General features: G+C 63.6%; 13 protein-coding genes. 1 reads left to right on the forward strand and 12 read right to left on the reverse strand.

All coding sequences use genetic code 11. The annotated features are described in order from the left end of the window. Nucleotides 1-19 precede the first annotated feature (19 nt). The 3 genes from ACMGGK_RS00355 to ACMGGK_RS00365 are packed head-to-tail and all read right to left on the reverse strand — an operon-like array spanning nucleotide 20 to nucleotide 6,389. Nucleotides 20-2,209: a virulence factor SrfC family protein gene (locus ACMGGK_RS00355; RefSeq protein WP_049300436.1), complete on the reverse strand. Its 2,190-nt coding sequence runs from the start codon at nucleotides 2,207-2,209 to the stop codon at nucleotides 20-22. After that, nucleotides 2,206-5,151, reverse strand: a complete 2,946-nt coding sequence (locus ACMGGK_RS00360; protein WP_420277422.1) for a virulence factor SrfB — start codon at nucleotides 5,149-5,151, stop codon at nucleotides 2,206-2,208. The genes ACMGGK_RS00355 and ACMGGK_RS00360 overlap by 4 nt, the downstream gene beginning before the upstream one ends. Beyond that, nucleotides 5,151-6,389, reverse strand: coding sequence for an SrfA family protein (locus ACMGGK_RS00365; RefSeq protein ID WP_420276604.1), 1,239 nt, complete (start codon nucleotides 6,387-6,389; stop codon nucleotides 5,151-5,153). The genes ACMGGK_RS00360 and ACMGGK_RS00365 overlap by 1 nt, the downstream gene beginning before the upstream one ends. 294 nt (nucleotides 6,390-6,683) lie before the next feature. Between ACMGGK_RS00365 and ACMGGK_RS00370 the strand changes: the two genes are divergently transcribed. Further along, nucleotides 6,684-7,601 carry a DMT family transporter gene (locus tag ACMGGK_RS00370; protein WP_028128293.1) on the forward strand — a complete coding sequence of 306 codons (918 nt, stop codon included), beginning with the start codon at nucleotides 6,684-6,686 and terminating at the stop codon, nucleotides 7,599-7,601. Here the strand turns inward: ACMGGK_RS00370 and ACMGGK_RS00375 are convergent. The 9 genes from ACMGGK_RS00375 to ACMGGK_RS00415 all read right to left on the reverse strand — a co-directional run bounded on the left by ACMGGK_RS00375 (nucleotide 7,598) and on the right by ACMGGK_RS00415 (nucleotide 16,620). Continuing rightward, nucleotides 7,598-9,091 (reverse strand): PLP-dependent aminotransferase family protein, encoded by a 1,494-nt coding sequence (locus ACMGGK_RS00375; RefSeq protein ID WP_420276605.1) that lies wholly within the window; start codon nucleotides 9,089-9,091, stop codon nucleotides 7,598-7,600. The two genes, ACMGGK_RS00370 and ACMGGK_RS00375, sit on opposite strands and share 4 nt — an antisense overlap. A gap of 79 nt (nucleotides 9,092-9,170) precedes the next feature. After that, the gene (locus tag ACMGGK_RS00380) at nucleotides 9,171-9,794 is read right to left on the reverse strand and encodes a LuxR C-terminal-related transcriptional regulator (protein ID WP_016930419.1); all 624 of its coding nucleotides are present in this window, start codon (nucleotides 9,792-9,794) and stop codon (nucleotides 9,171-9,173) included. 108 nt (nucleotides 9,795-9,902) lie between these two features. Further along, nucleotides 9,903-10,442 (reverse strand): fimbrial protein, encoded by a 540-nt coding sequence (locus tag ACMGGK_RS00385; protein WP_420276606.1) that lies wholly within the window; start codon nucleotides 10,440-10,442, stop codon nucleotides 9,903-9,905. 18 nt (nucleotides 10,443-10,460) lie between these two features. Then, complete coding sequence (locus tag ACMGGK_RS00390; protein WP_016930417.1) at nucleotides 10,461-11,465, reverse strand: fimbrial protein; 1,005 nt, start codon at nucleotides 11,463-11,465, stop codon at nucleotides 10,461-10,463. A gap of 14 nt (nucleotides 11,466-11,479) precedes the next feature. Then, complete coding sequence (locus tag ACMGGK_RS00395; protein WP_004930909.1) at nucleotides 11,480-12,091, reverse strand: fimbrial protein; 612 nt, start codon at nucleotides 12,089-12,091, stop codon at nucleotides 11,480-11,482. Nucleotides 12,092-12,102: 11 nt separating this feature from the next. After that, nucleotides 12,103-12,849: a molecular chaperone gene (locus ACMGGK_RS00400; RefSeq protein ID WP_420276607.1), complete on the reverse strand. Its 747-nt coding sequence runs from the start codon at nucleotides 12,847-12,849 to the stop codon at nucleotides 12,103-12,105. A gap of 24 nt (nucleotides 12,850-12,873) precedes the next feature. Next, the gene (locus ACMGGK_RS00405) at nucleotides 12,874-15,375 is read right to left on the reverse strand and encodes a fimbria/pilus outer membrane usher protein (protein ID WP_420276608.1); all 2,502 of its coding nucleotides are present in this window, start codon (nucleotides 15,373-15,375) and stop codon (nucleotides 12,874-12,876) included. Nucleotides 15,376-15,446: 71 nt separating this feature from the next. After that, nucleotides 15,447-15,998: a fimbrial protein gene (locus ACMGGK_RS00410; protein ID WP_016930414.1), complete on the reverse strand. Its 552-nt coding sequence runs from the start codon at nucleotides 15,996-15,998 to the stop codon at nucleotides 15,447-15,449. Between the two features lie 91 nt (nucleotides 15,999-16,089). Beyond that, nucleotides 16,090-16,620, reverse strand: coding sequence for a fimbrial protein (locus tag ACMGGK_RS00415; RefSeq protein ID WP_015379342.1), 531 nt, complete (start codon nucleotides 16,618-16,620; stop codon nucleotides 16,090-16,092). Nucleotides 16,621-17,266: the final 646 nt, after the last annotated feature.

Below are 17,266 nucleotides of genomic sequence, written 5' to 3' on the forward strand. Positions count from 1 at the left end.
CCGGCCCGGCTTGCGCCCGCTACGGCACAGCGCGTAGGGCGGCGACGATCGCCGTCAGTGCGCCGCGCTGCTCGTCTGCCAGCGCGGGCTGCGCCTGCGCGGCATTTTCCGCCAGCAGAGTCTGCAGGCCGATCAGCCAGTCATAGATATAAAACGCGGTATTTTTGGTTGGCGTCGGCGCCAGCCGGGTGAGCCGCTGCTGGCCGCTCCAGTCCACCGCCGGCTGCGGCGGCGGGGTAAAGATCGGCTGGCCGGGATTGACGCGGCTCTCGGGGCGCGTTGCCACATCGCGCCGCTGGAAGCCGAGCCAGGCGACGAAGTCGCCCAGTAGCGCCAGCGCCTGGCTGATCTGCCGATCTTCTCCCTGTTCCGGCAGGCCGCCGGCGCACAGCGCGCGCTCCAGTTCGTCGTCGAGCCGCTGGCGGCAGGCGGCGCCGATCAACGCATCGACCAGCAGTTCGAGATGCGGTTTGTCGACACCGAGCAGATCCAGCAACCGGCGGTTGTCCGGCAGGCTGCGCAGATGGTTGATCCAATCCGCGAATACCCGCGCGGCAAAGGGTGACGCGGGGGGCTCGCCGGAGGCCGGCGTTTCCGGTGCGCCGAACAGATCGATGTCGAGCCCGAACGGCGCAGGCGTCGCCGGGGTCGGCGCGGCGTGCTGCTGTTGCTGGTAAAGCTGGCGCAGCGTATCGCGCTGGGGCAACAGTCGTTCCAGCAGTTCGCCGTGGCGGCCGGCCTGCGCCTGCAGCGCGCGCAGCAGCTGTTGGGCGCGTTGCTGGGTCGCGTACGGATCGGCGGCGGTGAGCCAGTTGCCGAGCAGGCTGTCCGTCAGCTCGCGCTGCAACTCTTCGCGCAGCTCGAGCAGGCGCGCTTGCTTGTGGGCCGGGCGCGCCTGTGCGGCCAGGTAGTTCACCATGCGGCGGCAATCCTGCTCATCCAGCGCTAGCAGCGTGGCCCAGCTGTCACCGGGTTCGCCGACCTGACGCTGAACGGCGTCGTCAGGGCGCGGTTTGCCTTCCTGGCGTGAGTCGAACGGCGTGATTGCCCAAATTAAACCGGGTTTGCGGCGTTGGCGCAGCGCCGGGGTTTCCCCCTGGGTGTGGTCGACCCAACCGGCGAGCGCCTGGCCGATGCGCGCGGCGTCCTGCGGCGCGGCGGCGGCATCGGTTACCAGCAGCAGGTTGGCGTGCAGGCCGTCCGCGCAGCGGGTCAGCAAATGGGCGCGTTTCGCCTGTTGCAGCCGCTGCGCTGGCTCCGCCTGCGGGCGGGCGCGGCTGCCGGGCAGGTCGATCAGCGCCACGTCGGCGGGCAGGCCCGCCTGCGCCGTCTGCGGCAGACCGGTGGTCACTTCGGCGGTCAGCCAGGCCAGATCGCTCAGCGCGATCTCCCGTTCACCGCCGTGTTCGGCCATCACGACGATTGCCGTGTTTTCCGGTGCGGCGCTCGCGGTCAGCAGCGTCAAGGCGCGGCGCGGGGCATGAACCCGCCGGCTGTCACCGAGGGCATGCAGCGTATGTGCCAGCTGGCGATAATGCGTCGTCAGCGTCGCTTCTTCTCCCCACAGCGGTGCAAACAGGCGCGCGCGATCGTCGATGCTCAGCTGCGGCGCCAGCGCCACGGCCTGCGGCCAGAAATGCCTGTCCAGCGTCTGTTGCCCCTTGTCGCCGTGGCGGCGTTGGCTATCCCACAGCGCCAGCACATCGCTGTCGCTGAGGCCGTCGGGGGCGACGGCTTGGCGGTGACGTGCCAACGTTTGCAGATGGCCGGCGATCGCGCGGGCGTCCCAGTCCAGCCGGAAGCCGCCCATCGCGGCGGCATCGAGCGTGATGGCCAGCCACTGCGCTTCATTGAGCAGGGCGAGGGCGATCGGATACTCGGCGGGCCCCGCCTCGGCCGCCGTGCAGTAGCGCACCGCGAGCGAAAGGTCCGCGCTGAAGCGCTTTGCGCCAGGGGCCAGCGCCGCCAGCAGGTGGGCCTTGGCGGCGGCGTTGTGGCCATACAAACCGATGGCGACCTGCGCAGGCTGGGTGTTTTCCAACTGGACGGCGCGATTATGGCAACGGCGCAGGCGCAGCGTCAGGCGATCCGCCTCCTGTTCCAAACGGGCGGACTGCCGGCGCGCGGCGTCCACCCAGTCGATCGCCTGCAGAATGCCGGCGCTGAGCGCGTTATTTGGGGCTGATTGGACGGTGGTAGTCGCTTTCATCGTGGGTAAATGCTCCCGCTGTCTATCCAGTAGTGGGTCGCGCCGGAGGCGCTGGCAGCCAGGGTATTGAGTTTCAGTTGCAGATGGTGCGCCGGGACGGCACTGCCGTCGGCCAGCACCGCCTGCGCGATCTTGACGCTTTCGGCGCCCTGTTCGGCGCTGGCTGTGATGGCCAGCCGCAGGCCGATCACCGCGTCACCGGCCAGCTTACGCGCCAACTGGGCGTCATTGATGGTCAGCGTATAGAGCGGCGAGGCCGGCCAACGTTCGTTGTCCAACTGGCGGAAGCCCAGGCGCAGCGGGCCGCGCAGCTGGAAGCTGCCGGCGGGATCGAGCGCGAAATCGGCGCGATCCAGATCGATGTCGCGGTAATAGACGTTATCGTCCGCCAGCATGTTGTTGCCGTCCAGCATGCCCAGATAGCGAATGGTGGAGTAGGGCTGGAAATCCCCGACGTTGAAGTAAAAGCTCTCCAGCCGCAGGTCGATTGCCAGCAGGCACAGCATGGCGCCCACGGCGGCGGTGGATTTTGGGTTGTCGATACGGCCGCGTTTGTTGAACGGGTACCAGCTGCGGGTGTGATACCCCTCCAGCGGCAGAATGCGGCTGGCGGGCAGCGGCTGCAGGTGGCGCAGCAGCGCCTGCACGCCGGGGAAGCGCGCCGGGCGGCCGGTCAGCAGCAGCACGTCGCAGGTGTACAGCGCCACCACCTCAGCCAGTAGGCGCAGGCAGCGGCCGATGCCGATGCGATCGGACAAGAAGGCGGCGTGCAGATCGGCCAGGCGGATCACCAGCGGGGTGTGCAGGATATCGAAGGCGTTGCTGTCAGCTTCGCGCTGCACTTCGCCGTTGATAAACGCCAGCACCTGCGGCGTCGGCGGCTGCGGCAGCAGATCGCCCAGGCTGGCGGCGATTTCCGCCCGGCTGTCCAGCGGATCGTATTCTTCATAGGCGCTGAGCAGCGCGCGTCCGGCGGGCATGAAGATCTGCAGCGCGGCCTGCTGACGCAGGGTGGAAAGCCCGTCCATGCGTCCTTCGTTGCCGAACAGTTTGTCCATCAGCGCCGCGGCGGCGCTCACGCCGGCGGCTTCGAACGCCTGTTGCACGGCGGGCAGAACAAATTGCTGGATGATGTCCAGCAGGATGTCGTCGCCGGCGACCTTAAAGCCCTCGCGGAACAGCAGGCGCGGGTTGATTTTGATGTTGTTGCCCACGCCGTCGTCGAGCGAGTAGTGCGTGATCGCCAGATCGGTGGTGCCGCCGCCGATGTCGATGGAGGCGATGCGCAGCGTTTTGCCCGCTTGTTCGCTTGGCGCCAGCGGCCGGTCGGGCCGGGCCATGGCGGCGAAAAAGGCGTCGGTGTGGCCGGCGAAGTTCACTTGGGTTTCGTTGTACAGATAGACCATCTGGCCGCAGGTGGCCTCGTCCCACTCCATCTGCACCTGCGGCGCCGGGAAGTGGGTGCGCGCGCCGTCGAACGGCGCATCCTGCGGGTGCCAGCCGAGGGCCTTCCACACCAGCCCGATCGCCTCCTGCATGCGGCGGCGGAAAATCTCGCGCTCCGGCTTCGGCATCGCCGAAGGCAGCGTCAGAATGATGGCGCGCAAACGGCGCGGCGCGGCGGCGTTCGGCATGCGGCTGCGCTGTGCGATGCTGTTGATCTGCATCAGCGCCTGCGCCAGCAGCTCGCTCAGCATCAGGCTCATCACCGCGCTGCGGCTGTAATGGGCGGCGAATACCGGCAGCCGTTGGGACGTCGGCAGGGCGGACAGCGGCACGCCCTCGTCGTTGATCAAGGTGGTCAACGGCGCGGCGGCGGCCATCGGCTCGTGCCGTTCGTTGAAGCGCCAGCCGGGCGCATAGCGCTCCTCGTCCCACAGATAGCGCCGTGGGCTGGAGATGCCGGTGGTGCCTTCATGCCCTTCGCGTCGCTGCGCCAATTGCGCGGCTTCACGGCCGACGCGGGTGATGGACGGCCATTGGAAGGCGTCGTCGCGTCCACTCTGGAAGGACAGATGCGGCTTGCCGAACGAGGCCCGAGAAAACTCCACCCGGCTCTCGAACAGTTCGTTGTAGACGCAGTGCGGTTCGGACAGCGAGCGCAGCTGCAGCTCATAGGTTTGCTTCAGGCCGTTGCTCTCTTCCGGATGGTCCTCGACCAGCACGCCGCAGGTGTGAGAATTGCCGACGTCCAGCACCAGATCGACGTCGATCGCCGGCTGTTGCAGCGTCGCCGCCGCCATTTTTATCTGCGGTACCGTCAACTGATGGCCGAGCATGTGCAACAGGTTGAGGTAGTGCGCCTGATACTCGAAGGTTTTCAGCCCGGCGTTGATCTCCGCCTCGGTGCGCTGTTCCCGCTCGGCGGCGCGCTGGCTGAACGCCTCGCGCAGCCAGCCGTCCACCCAGGTCAGATCGAGGAACTCGCCCAGCTCGTGGTTGCGGTGCGCCAGCGCGAAGCTGAGGCCGGCGCCGAGATCGCTCTCGCTTGGCGCCAATGCTTCCTGGCCGGGCGCGGCGGCGCGGGTGTCGAAGGCCAGCACCACCCGCAGCAGGTTGCCGTCCTGATCCGGTTCATCCAGCTGCACCACCTGCAGGCGCGCCCAGTTGTCCGGGCCCGACAAAAACAGGCCCGCCGGGGTGTGGCGCAAGAAGGGCAGCGGCAGCCAGAGCTTATCCAGCAGGTGCAGCGACTGCTGCAGCGGATAACTGAACTCCGGCCGCACCACTTCGGCGGCCTGGTCGCCCACGGCCGGCAACTGGTATTTGCCGCTCTCGGCCTCCCATTGCAGGCGCAGCAGCGGGCCGCTGGCGGTCTTGCGCACGAATTTGCCGGGAAACTCGGCGTCCAGTCGCGGCGTCAGGGCAAAGTCCAGAAACTGAATGCCGCTGTCCTGAATCAGCGTAATGCCGTGTTTGTAGTCAGTTAGGGGGGCCAGCATCATTTACTCTCGCGCTTGAACGTCATGGGATAGGTGGTGTCCGCATCGTAGCGGCCGGTGCACTCCGCCGCGCCGGTTTCGCCCTGGCGGCAAACGATTTCCGGGATCTGATAGCGGCTGCCGTCGCTGCAGCGCGCCTTGGTGCGGCTGTTGATCACCAGATTGCCGGACTGCATCAGCCCGGCCTCGACCGCCGCCCGGCAGGTGACGCCGTCGCCGTAGGCGATGACGGCGCTGCCTTTGCCCGCGTTCAGGCGGTATTGCAGGCTGGGGCGCTTGCCGGTGATCGGATCTTTCAGCGCCACCGTGGCGCGCCATTTGCCGTTAAGGAAACGGGTGGAGCCGGCCTTCACCGCCTCGGGCGGCAGCACCAGCGCATTTTTGTCCAGCGGTTGCGGGATGGCCGGCGCCGGGGGCGGCGGCATCAGCGTGGCGTGCGCCAGCGGCAAGCGCAGCTTGGGCAATGGCGCGGCGGTTTTTTCCGGCGGCGCCGGATGGCGCACCTCCGCAGGCATCGCCGGTTGCGGGGGCGGCGAGCGGTGCAGCCAGGCGGCCAGCGCCGCGCTGCCTAGCAGCAGTACCGGTAACAGCCAGAAGGCGTGACGTCGGCGCGGGCGAACAGCGGCAGGGGATTCGACGGGCGTCGCCGGGGCGGGCACCGGTTCAGGCTCTGCCGCCGGAGCCGATTTGGCCGGCTCGACAACGGCCGGTTTGCGCGGAGCGGCGGCGATCGGCGCCGGTTTTTCTACCTCCGTTTCGGCAGGGCGCAGGCAGGCTAAAGGATCGTCCGGGCTCTGCGCCTGCGGTTTGATAAAGCCCCAAAAGGTCAGCACCGGCCGATCGTCCACCAGGTAGACGTGGTTGGGATCGGGAATATGCATCGCTTTGGTCAGCAGCGCGCCGAACAGGCGATGGCCGGGGTGATCGGTTGCCCGGGCCTGTTCGGTCAGGCTGCGGAAGGTCGTCAGGCAGTGTTCCAGATGGCGAACCGCCTGCGCGCGCTGGGCGTCGCTCGCCGCCAGCCAGGAGGTCACCTTGCCCGGAAAGGGCGCATACCAGTCGATGCGGGTGCCGCTTTCGTTCGGCTGGGGGATCGCCAGACAGTCGGCGGCCTGCTGCTGCCGGCGAAGACGCAGGGTTTCCCGCAGCTGCTGCGCGCAGGCGTAGATCGATTGCCCGTTTTCGCCTAAAGCTAGCACATCATCCAAACTGCCACTGCGTAAGAAGGGTTTCACCACGGCGCCGCACCTTGTCCTGTTCTGCAAAAACGCATAAAAGTCCATGATACCCCGCAGGCAGAGCCGCCAAACGGCCAAGGACAGCCCGAAAAACGCCCTTCTTTGGCGTTAGCGGCGCACTTTGGCAACCGGCACAGTGAAAATCTCGCTATCTGGACCTGTCTGTGAACCGCTTTATCTGAAAAATAGAACGCAGCCCCGGCAGGCGACGCCGGGGAACGATGTTCTCTTTCACTATGACATCGCCTCGCGGGTTGCCGATTTCGGTATGCCTCAGGCGTGCGGAGCGTTCACATGACGGACAGCCAGTCTGAAAAAACTCTCGTTGTTACCCCTGCACATCCCGCCGCCGGGCATTCGGCCCAGGGCTGGATGAACGGTTTTCTTGGCATGATTATCTTCAGCGGTTCTCTGCCCGCCACGCGAGTGGCGGTGCTGGAGCTCGATCCGCTGTTTCTGACGGCGGTCAGGGCGGCGATCGCCGCCTTGCTGGCCTTGTGCGCGCTGCTGATCACCCGCCAGGCGCGGCCGACGCGGGCCGATTTGCCGCCGCTGCTGTTTGTGGCGCTCGGCGTAGTCATCGGTTTTCCGCTGCTGACGGCGCTGGCGCTGCAGCACACCACGTCGGCGCATTCGCTGGTGTATATCGGCCTGCTGCCGCTGGCGACCGCCGGTTTTGGCGTCTTGCGCGGCGGAGAGCGGCCCAAGCCCGCTTTTTGGGTTTTTTCGGGCGTCGGCGCCGCGCTGGTGGGCGCTTTCGCGCTGAGCCAGGGGAGCGGCGGCGCCTGGCAGGGGGATGCGCTGATGGTCGGCGCGGTGCTGCTGTGCGGTCTGGGTTATGCCGAAGGGGCGGTGCTGTCGCGTCGGATCGGCGGCTGGCAGGTGATCTCCTGGGCGCTGGTGGTGGCGTTGCCGTTGACGCTGGCGGCCACCTGGCTGGCGGCACCGGCCGCCTGGCCCGTGGTCAGCGGCGCCGCTTGGCTGTCGCTGGTTTACGTCTCGGTGTTCAGCATGTGGATTGGGTTTATTTTCTGGTATCGCGGCCTGGCGCAGGGCGGCATCGCCGCCGTCGGGCAGTTGCAGCTGCTGCAGCCGTTCTTCGGCCTGGCGCTGGCGGGCTGGCTGCTGCATGAAGCCGTCCAGCCGATGATGATCGCTGTGATGGCCGGCGTGGTGGTTTGCGTGTTCGGCGCCAAACGTTTTTCCCGCTAGGCGCCGCTGCCGACGCAGGCCAGGATCACCTGTCCGAGCCGTTCCACCGCCTGTTGCACCTGGCGGTCGGCGTAACCGCCCAACCCCAGCACCAGGCCCGGCTCACCCTGGCCGGGCGCATACATCGGCGACACCGCCCGCAGCGCCAACCCGGCTTCGTTGGCCTGCCGAGCGACACGCACGTCGTCGAGATCTTTCCTCAACCACAGCACCATGTGCATGCCCTGATCGCAGGGCTGCACCACCGCCAGTTCAGCCGGGATGTACGCGTTGATCGCCTCGATCAGCACCCGACGTTTTTCGGCGTAGACGCCGCGCATTTTTCGGATATGCCGGTCGAGATACCCTTCGGCAATAAAGGCGGCCAGCACGTATTGATCCGCGCTGGGCGGGTGACGATCCATCAGGATCCTGGCGCCGCAAAAGGCGTCGACCAGAGGCGGCGGCACGATGGCGTAACCCAACCGCAGCGAAGGGAACAACACCTTGCTGAAGGTGCCGAGATAAAGCGTCCGCTCGGGCGCCAGCCCCTGCAGCGAAGGGAACGGGTGGCCGGCGTAGCGCATCTCGCTGTCGTAATCGTCTTCCACGATCCAGGCCTGCCGCTCTCTGGCCCAGGCCAGCAGGGCGCTTCTTTTCGCCATGCTCATCGGCATGCCCAGCGGATACTGATGCGACGGCGTGACAAAGGCGGCGCGGGCATTGGCGGCCAGGCGCACGCCGGCGGCGACGTCGATGCCGTCGTCGGCGACGGGCACCCTAATCATGCGCCGATCGCGAAACAGGCTATCGAAAATGGCGGTAATGCCGGCGTAGGCAGGATCTTCGACCCAGGCGCTGTCGCCGGCGTCCAACAGGATCTGCGTGGCCAGATACAGTCCCTGTTGGGTGCCGGAGGTGATGAGGATTTGCTGCGGCGTGCAGTTTACCGAGCGGGAACGGCGCACATAGTCGCAGATGGCTTCGCGCAGCGGCAGCGCGCCCAGCGGATCGCCGTAGCCCGACGGCGCGCCGGGGCCGCGGGCGCGCATGCGGTTGCCGAGCCGCCGCCAGATATCGTCGGGCGCGGTATCGCCGATTGGCACTGACACAGTGAACGGCACCGGCGGCAGCGCTCGCGCCTGAGTGGCAAAGCGCGCCAGATGCTGCGCCTGTGAAGAAAGCGGAGCCGCTACCGCTGAACTCGCCTGCACCGTGGCATGCGGCGCGCGGCGTGGCGTCTGATAGTGGGCAACTCGGGTGCCGGAACCGGGCTGCGGTTCGAGAAAGCCTTCCGCCGTCAGTTGAGCAAAGGCCTCCAATACCGTGCCGCGCGCCAGAGTCAGCGCCGCCGACAGCCGGCGCGTCGAGGGCAGCAGATCGCCCGCTTTCAGATCGCCCCGGTGGATGGCCTGACGCAGGGCCTGCGCCAGCTGGTGGCTTAGCTGGCCTGCCTGGCGATCGAGCTCGCCGAGGGCGGGGACGTCAACGACTTTGGCTGTTCTGGGCATGGATTCCGGCTCGCTTTGCAGTGCGAAAATGAGTATTCAGAGTAAACCACTCTGTCGGTACTCGCGAGTCCGTTGTCAGTCAGCTTAGCCCACGCTGATTCAGCAGCACTTTATTCAACTCGCTGTTTTTACGCACGTTAAGCTTGCGCATCGCCGAGCGCTTATGGGCGCTGATGGTTTTCTGGCTGCGCTGCAGCAGGCCGGCGATGCTGCAGGCGGACATGCCGCTGCTCATCAACCCCAGCACTTTTTTTTCGCAGTGGCTGAGTGCGGCGATGCGGCAGGCCTGGCATTTCCACATGCCGGCGGCGTGCAGCGCCATCCACGGATGCTGGATAAATTTTTCCAGCGCCATCTGCAGCTTGAGGCGGATGGCGTAGGCCGAATCGCGCCGGTGGATGCTGAACAGCGGCGGCAGGTTTTTCACCTGTTGCTGGGTCGCGTCGTCGAGGATCAGCAAAGTCAGCTGCCGCTGGCGCGGGATGCCGTAGGGGCTCTGGTAACAGCAGGCGCAGCCCCAGCGCTCTTCCGGCGTGCGGAACACGATTTCGATGTTATCCAACGCCTGCAGCGCCAGCGGCGAGAACTGGGGGTACAGGCGCTGGCATTCGTTCAGGGAGTGCAGATAATCCTGCAGCAGCAGACGCAGCCCCTGCTGGTAGAAGTTATCGCTGTCGAACAGCGTGAAGCGAATATCTGGCATGGGTGGCTCCTTAAAAGGCCGTGGCGCCGCGCCGGAGCGAACGGTGACGACCCATTGCCGGCGTTCGCGCGCCGGTCGTTTTCCTGATTTCCCTGGGCGGTGCGGGGCTTATTGGTACGCCAGCACAAAATTGGCGACGGAGGTGAATTCGCCTTCGGTAATGCTTTGGTTCTGGATCGCGCTCGGCCGCCCCTGCACATAGGCGGTAAAGTTCAGGCTGTTGGGGCCGTTTTGCAGCGCGACGGCGCTGGTGGCCTTATTCAGGTCGATGTCCGCCCCTTGATGATCGAACAGCGCGATGGCGGCGCCGTTCGCGCCGTTGTTGATCGCCAGCTTGCCCGGCAGCTCACCGTCTTCGGCGCCGCTGAAGGTCACGCTGACGGATTTGAATACCGTGGTCTTGCAGTCGATCAGCTTGATGCTGAATGGCACCGGCGTGGTGTGGCCATAGCGGTACAGGGTTTTGACGATCACCGTGCCCATTTCCACCAGCTGATCGGCGGACTGCGGTTCGATATTGCACGGGCGGCTCACCACGGTGCCGTGGAACTGCACCGGCGCACCGATAAGTTCGGTGTTCGCCGCCGCCGGCATGGCGGCAAACCACCAGGGCGCGCAGCTCAGCAGCGCTAAAGCGCGTAGACGCATTTTCCGTTCCTCCCTCGGTTACTGGAATGCCGCCACGATGGTGGCCGATGCGTTGAATTCCCCTTCGCCGATCTCTGCGCCGCCGTTGGCGAACGGCGCCGCCACCAGGTTCCAGGAGCCGCCGTTGCCGATGTTCGGCACCGGGTAAAACTCATTCGGGATAACCAACTGGCCGTTGTGCGTCAGCCGGATGCCGAGATCGTTCTTGTCGGTTTTGAACACCTCGTTGCTGAAGGAGGCCGCCGTGCCCGACACCGCCAGCTTGATATTCAGCGTGCCGTCCTCGAAGCTGCCGCCCTCGCACTGGAAGCGCACCGGAATGCTTTGCGGGTAGTTGGAGCCGTTGAGATCGCTGCCGCCGATCTCGCCGAACTCCACGTTGATCAACTGGCCTTCGTTCACCACGCATTTATCGGGCACGTAGAGGATCGCGGACTGGATAAACACCTGCGCCATCGGATTGGGGCCGAAACCGCCGTCGGTCGAGCCGAGGCGGCCGTACATCTCGATGATCTGCCGATCGTTAATCTCAACGCCGTTAATGATTTTTTTGCGCACCCGGAAGGTGATCTTGCCTTTGGAGCCGCTGCCGTAGTTGTTGACCTGTAAGTACGGCGGCTGGCAGCGGTGTTGGCTCAGCAAATTCGATTCGTTGTAAAAAGGCACGGTGACGTAGGCGTTCTTGTTGCCGGCAATCCACACCTCGGCTTTTAAATCCAAAAAGTCATTCAGCTTTAAATAGCCGTTGCCGTAGTCGGAGGGGGGCAACGACGAATCCGACTTGTAAAAGTGCGGGCTGGTGGGGATAGGGGTATCGCAATACACCTTGCCGGTATAGGTGCCGCCCAGATCATAGGGAAACAGTTTGGTGAACCCCACCTGGTTGGTGATGTTGCTTTCATTCAGATCGATATAGAACTGTTTGGGGCCGCCGTCCGGCGTGACGTAGCCGTTGGCCCAGGCGGCGGGGGCCGCCAGCGCGATCGCCAGCGGCAGGCAGAGTTTGGTCAGTTGTGTTTTCATCGCGTTCTCGAGCCTCACAGGTAAATCACCTGAATGTGCGCCACGGCGGCGAAACCGGCGGCCATCACCGCCCGCTGGGTGGATTCCACGCTGGCGCTGAACCACAGGGTGTTGCTGCCGGGTTGCAGAATGTAGGGGCGGCTGCGCTGATTCAGCTCCAACGCCTGGCCCTGCTGGTCTTGCAGCCGCAGGCCGATGCCCTGTACGCCGCCGTTCAGTTTCAGCAGCGACGGGTTGTCGACGTCGCTTTCGCCGAGAAACACCAGCGTGGCGGCCTGTTCACCCTGAAGGTAGAGGCGGCCGGCGTCGCCGTTGCGTGGGCCGGCCGGATTATCCGCCAGCGCGCGCGCGCCCAGCAGGCAGTTGCGGAACGAGAGGCGAAAACGCACCGGCGCGCTGCGATCGCCGGCGTTACGGAAGTCGCGTGCGCTGACGTCGCCCAGATCGACGGACTGATCCCGGCTGTCCGGCGTCAGGCTGCAGGGAGAGCTGAGCAGGCCGCCGTGAAAGCTGACGGTGCCGGTGGTGCCTTCGATCACGCCCAGCGGCGTTGCCGCCAGCGCGCCGCCGCCGCACAACAGCGCGCCGAGCAGCAGCGGGCGCAGTCGATCGGTGAATTCAGCCATGCTGGATCTCCTTATTTTTTCTCGGGCACGGCGGTGCAAACGCTGCCGTTGCAGGCGAAGCGCAGCTCGGGGTGGCCGCCGTAGTCGTTGATGTAGGTGATGACGAAGCTGTTCATGCCGGTGTCGTGCAGCTTGAGGCTTCCGCTGGATTTCGGCTTCAGCATCAGCGGTTGAAAACCGCCGATCGCGCCGCCGCCCTGTTTTTGCGTCTGCCGCGTCATGCCGGTCAGGGTGATGTAAAACGGCGTCGGGTTGTCGACGGTGATGGCACCGCCGCTTTTACGGAACACCAGCTTTTCCTGCCACACTTCACCCTTGGGCGCGACAATCGCCTTCGGCCGGTAGAACAGCTTGATCTGCGTTTGCAGCGCCAGCTGCATCACGTTGGTTTTGGTGCTTTTCGGCGGAATTTCGCGCAGGTTGAAGTAGAACACCGACTCGCGATCCTGCGGCAGGCGATCCGCCTCCGGCGTCTTGGTGATGCGCACCACGCTGCGCTCGCTCGGTTCCACGCGCTGCAACGGCGGCAGCACCACCAGCGGCGAGGTGATTTTCTGATGCTGCTCGTTCTCCAGCCAGGACTGCGCCAGGAAAGGCAGTTCTTTGTTTTCGTTGACGATATTCAGGCTGATCGATTTGGCGTCGCTCACATAGACGGCGCGCGTGCGATCCAGCGATATCGCCGCGTCGGCGGTGGGCAGTACGGCGCTCAGGGCCAGGCCGGCGGCGGTCAGTAGCGTTATCGGGTGTTTGTTCATGTCATTATTTCTCAGCGTTACGGATTACAGGGTGGCGCACGGCAGCAGCAGCTGGTCCAGCGGCTTGGCGGCGCCCGGGATCACGATGCGGCAGCGGCGTTGGCCTTCCCAGGCGACGTCCAGTTTTTCCTCCGGCTGCACGCCGGTCAGGTAGACCGAGCCGCCGTCGTTGACCACCGCGACCTCGCGGCCTTTCTCGCTCAGCACCGCGGCGCCGAACGGCGGTTCGCTGCCGTCCGCGAGGCGAATGGTGGCCAGTAGCTTGCTGCCTTTCACCACCTCGAAGTGGCGGTAGCCGATGGCGCCTTCGGTCAGCGTGCCTTGCACCACGGCGCGAGTGGCTTCGACGTCGTCCGCCAGCTTGTTGACGTCGATGCGGGTGTCGGTGTTGTAGTAGCTGGTGATGTCGGAAATCACCGCCAGCCCGAAACGGTTGCTGTAGGCGCGGCCGTTATTGATCGGCACGCCGGCGATGCCGTCGGTGTCGAGCATCATGCGGCTGCCGCCGTTGCTCGAGTTCTGATGCGCCGCGATACCGTGCCGGGTCGCGGTGAGACCGCCGCGGAACGAGCCGCCGATCGACGAGTAGCTGTCCTGTTGGTAAGAGGCGCTGGCGTTCAGCGAGCCGAACGAGGCGTTGTGGGTGTAGTACCCGCGCGCCAGCGATTTGCCGGACTGGTTAAAGCCGCCGCTGACCTGCCAGGTATTGTCCGGATCGCTGTAGTCGTTGTACGACGCGGTCTGCGTGACGTCGCCGTTGTTGGTTTGCAGCGCATAGCCGACGCGCCGACGATCGCCGATCGGTACGGTGAAGTTGATCATCACGCTGTCGTCGGTGCGGCCCTGGTAATAGGTGCGGTAAGCCGACAGCGAGGCGGTGATGTTGCTGATATCGCCGATGCTGAACAACTTGCTGGTCGACAGCCCGTAACGATCCTGGGTTCGCGCGTCCCAATAGGTCTGGTGCGAGTAGGTCAGATAAGTGGTGATCGCCCTGGCGCTGTCTTCCGCCATAAAGGTTTTGCTGGCGGTGATGGTATACAGCTCTTTCTGACGGCCGTTGTAATTCTTGTCGTAATCGCCGTAGCGCTCCTGCAGATACTGCGACATGTTCATGAATTTACGTTGCGAGAAGCGGTAGCCGGCGAAGGTGATCTGGCTGTTCAGCTCGTCGAAGCGTTTGGCGTAGTTGAGCTTGAACGACATGCCGCTGGCGGTCGGCTCGCCGGGCAGGCGAGCGATCGACTGGGTGACGTCCAGCGACATGGCGCCAAACACGTTCAGATCGCGGCCGAGGCCGAGCGCCCAGGCGTTATAGTCGCCGCCGAGCAGCGTGCCGCCATACAGCGACCAGGCGTTGCTCAGCCCCCAGGAGAAGTCGCTGGCGGAAAACAGCGGGCCCTGGGTGCGGTGGTCGTAGGCCGAGGTTTTGCCGAGCGCCACGTTGTAGCGCACGTAGCCCGGGCGGGTCAGGTAAGGAATGGTGGCGGTATCCACCTGGAAGGTCGAGACGGTGCCGTCCTGTTCTTCCACCTTGACGTCCAGCTTGCCGCGCACCGAGCTGTTGAGATCCTGAATGGCGAACGGCCCGGCGGGCACGGTGGTTTCGTACAGCGTGCGGCCTTCCTGCGAAACGGTGATCTTGGCGTTGCTCTTGGCGATGCCGCGCACTTCCGGCGCATAACCCTGCAGGTTGGGCGGCAGCATGCGCTCGTCGCTGGCCAGGTTGAGGCCGGTGAAGCGATAGGCGTCGAACACCCCGGAGTCGAGATAAATCTCACCCAGCGTCAGCTTGGCGGCCTGCATCGGCAGCGCGCGATAGGCGTAGATCTGGTTCCAGTCGAAACCGGTGCTGCGATCGCCAGCCTGCTGATTATAATTGGCCTGGTAGTCCGCGCGCAGGCGCCAGGGGCCCAGGTTGGCGCCCAGCGTGCCGTAGCTGCTCAGGTTCTGGGCGGTGTTGTTGTTGTGGCTCTGCTTGCCTAACTGGCCGCTCAGGTTGTAGTCCAGCAGCAGGCCGGGAATGCCGTCGTCCCACTGCTCGGGCGGCGTCCAGTCGGGATCGGAGTATTTCATCCACGCCTGCGGGATGGTGATCGCCAGCACGCCGCCGCCGATGCGATCGGAGATGGTCGCGCCTTTGATGCCGCGAATGTCGGCGCACTGGTTGTCGTGCCACAGGGTGATTTTTTTGGCCGCTTCTTCTTTCAACGCCATTTTTTCCACCAGGTCAGGCGGCAGGCACACCTGGCTGCCGCTCTTGTTATCCGGTGACGGGAAATACTGAATGCTGCGCTGGGGCAGCGTTTTCTGGTTGATCTTGATGTCCAGCAAATAAGCGCCGGGCATGACGTAGTCGGCGTCGGAGAAGCGCGAAAGATCCACTTTGCTGCGCTCGCCGATATCCAGGACGTCGGTATTGAATTCCGTGGCGGAAAATGCCGGACGCACCCAGAGGAAAGATAGAATGACGAGGAGAGGTAGGTGTTTCCGTGTCAGTAATGACGTCATAGCATAATCACTCATGGCAAGTCCGCGCCCAATAGCAGGTCATCCGTACGACCTGAATACGTAATGCTGTGCAGCGCCCGCCGGCGCTAGAGATAAGACAGGGTGAATTTGGCCAGAGAGCTGAAGCCGCCCGCCCGCGCCTTGTCGGGATGCAGGCGCAACTGCGCGCCAAAGCGCAGCGTGTTGTCGCCGGCGACGATCTGGTAATCCGCCGTCGTGCTGCCGAGCGGGATCGGCGCGCCGGCATCGTTCAACAGCTCGATAGCCACGCCCTTCGCCTCGCCGTAAACGCCGAGCAGGGACGGATCCCCGCTGTCGGCGGTGCCGTCGAACGTGACGTTGGCCGCGCGATAGATGAAGTCAGGCTTCACCTGGCTGGCCAGCTCGCAGTTCACCAGTTTGATCGTGAAATGGCGGCGGCTGCCGATCAGCACCGACTGCCCGTCCTGCGAGGCGTCGGTCATGGAAATCAGACCAAAATCGACGGTTTGATCCAGGCTGTCGCTGGCGATGCCGCACGGCGTTTCAACGATGGTGCCGCCCAGGCTGACTTTGCCGTGGCCCTGATTTTTCGCTGCCGCCGCCGCGCTGCCGACGCTGAGCGCGATGAGCAACAGGCCGCAAAGGCGGATAGTCATGCTGGCGTCTCCCTGTCTTTCCCTGTTCCCTTGCCGGTATCCTCGGCATGCAATAAAGCGGGGGATGCCCTGAGACATCCCCTGTGGGGTATTACAGGTAAGCCAGGGTGAAGTTCGCCACGCTGGTGAAGTCGCCCGGCACCACGGCGCTTGAGGCGCTGCTGCCCTGCAGATAAGCGGCGAATTTCAGCGAGTTGTCGCCGTCGTTCAGGCCTTGACCGTCGGTCGCGGTGCCCAGTTCCACCTCTTTGGAGTGCAGGTTGTCGTAGATCACGATGCCGGCGCCGGTTGCCGTGCCGCTCAGGGCCAGCAGTTTGTTGTTGACCGGATCAGGCGTGCCGGTAAAGGTCACTTTGACGTTTTTCATGGTGGAGATGGAGCAATCTTTCAGTTCGATGTTGAAAGGCTGCATGCTGGATTTACCCTGGTTGGCCAGGATGCGGCTGCTGATCTGGCCCATCGGCACGGTTTGGTCAACGGATTCCGGCGCGACGCTGCATGGCGCATCGATAATTTCGCCGGTAAAGGTGACTTTACCGCTGCCCTGATTAGATGCGGCATGAGCAACAGATGCGGAAGCGAAAGCAATCACGGTTGCCAGCATTAATTTATTCAGTTTCATTTCTCAGGTTCCTGTAGAGAGTTTTTAAATAAAAAGAACAGCACATCTAAATCCCCCGCGGCGGCGGCAACGCCATGTCGCCGTCCGTGCGGTTGGAGCCAGATCCTTTTGCTCTGGGCAATACGCCGACATCCGTTATTTATGAGAAATAACGATATTTGGAAAATCGATAATGGATTTTCTGGTAAATAAAATGCGATTTTTACGTGTGGCGTGTTGCTGGGAATATTCTTGCAAATAATAGTATTGCTTGGAAATAGATTTTATTAAATTAAGTCAAATTCAGAATATAAAACCAAAAGGAAAAAGAAATATATTTGCTTTAAAATCAATAGATCGTATACAAATATTATCCAGTATAAATCACTATATAAATAACGATATGCGAGATATTAGATCGGGGGAAATAGGGTGGCACCTACAATTCACAATATTGTTTTGCTAATATCGCTCTGAGGCAGCAGATGATGCATTTCCCTTTAGAAACAAAATATAAAACATAATTCATTGTTTTTATTGTTGTTTAGTGATTTTCTGTTCACGAGTGATTGGGTTTCTTATTCGCGTTTAGTTCGCGTTTAAGCCTAATTGATTAACAATTAAATAACAATTTCACCGGTAGTGAATTATCCTATCACCTTGCGGA

The sequence above is a fragment of the Serratia sp. BNK-33-b genome, from assembly GCF_048684565.1.
GTDB classification, from domain to species: Bacteria; Pseudomonadota; Gammaproteobacteria; order Enterobacterales; family Enterobacteriaceae; genus Serratia; species Serratia marcescens.

What these genes read in the sequence shown, in the direction of transcription:
- ACMGGK_RS00355 (WP_049300436.1), bottom strand. Translation starts at nt 2,209, where the DNA reads ATGAAAGCGACTACCACCGTCCAATCAGCCCCAAATAACGCGCTCAGC.
- ACMGGK_RS00360 (WP_420277422.1), bottom strand. Translation starts at nt 5,151, where the DNA reads ATGCTGGCCCCCCTAACTGACTACAAACACGGCATTACGCTGATTCAG.
- ACMGGK_RS00370 (WP_028128293.1), top strand. Translation starts at nt 6,684, where the DNA reads ATGACGGACAGCCAGTCTGAAAAAACTCTCGTTGTTACCCCTGCACAT.
- ACMGGK_RS00375 (WP_420276605.1), bottom strand. Translation starts at nt 9,091, where the DNA reads ATGCCCAGAACAGCCAAAGTCGTTGACGTCCCCGCCCTCGGCGAGCTC.
- ACMGGK_RS00380 (WP_016930419.1), bottom strand. Translation starts at nt 9,794, where the DNA reads ATGCCAGATATTCGCTTCACGCTGTTCGACAGCGATAACTTCTACCAG.
- ACMGGK_RS00385 (WP_420276606.1), bottom strand. Translation starts at nt 10,442, where the DNA reads ATGCGTCTACGCGCTTTAGCGCTGCTGAGCTGCGCGCCCTGGTGGTTT.
- ACMGGK_RS00390 (WP_016930417.1), bottom strand. Translation starts at nt 11,465, where the DNA reads ATGAAAACACAACTGACCAAACTCTGCCTGCCGCTGGCGATCGCGCTG.
- ACMGGK_RS00395 (WP_004930909.1), bottom strand. Translation starts at nt 12,091, where the DNA reads ATGGCTGAATTCACCGATCGACTGCGCCCGCTGCTGCTCGGCGCGCTG.
- ACMGGK_RS00400 (WP_420276607.1), bottom strand. Translation starts at nt 12,849, where the DNA reads ATGAACAAACACCCGATAACGCTACTGACCGCCGCCGGCCTGGCCCTG.
- ACMGGK_RS00405 (WP_420276608.1), bottom strand. Translation starts at nt 15,375, where the DNA reads ATGAGTGATTATGCTATGACGTCATTACTGACACGGAAACACCTACCT.
- ACMGGK_RS00410 (WP_016930414.1), bottom strand. Translation starts at nt 15,998, where the DNA reads ATGACTATCCGCCTTTGCGGCCTGTTGCTCATCGCGCTCAGCGTCGGC.
- ACMGGK_RS00415 (WP_015379342.1), bottom strand. Translation starts at nt 16,620, where the DNA reads ATGAAACTGAATAAATTAATGCTGGCAACCGTGATTGCTTTCGCTTCC.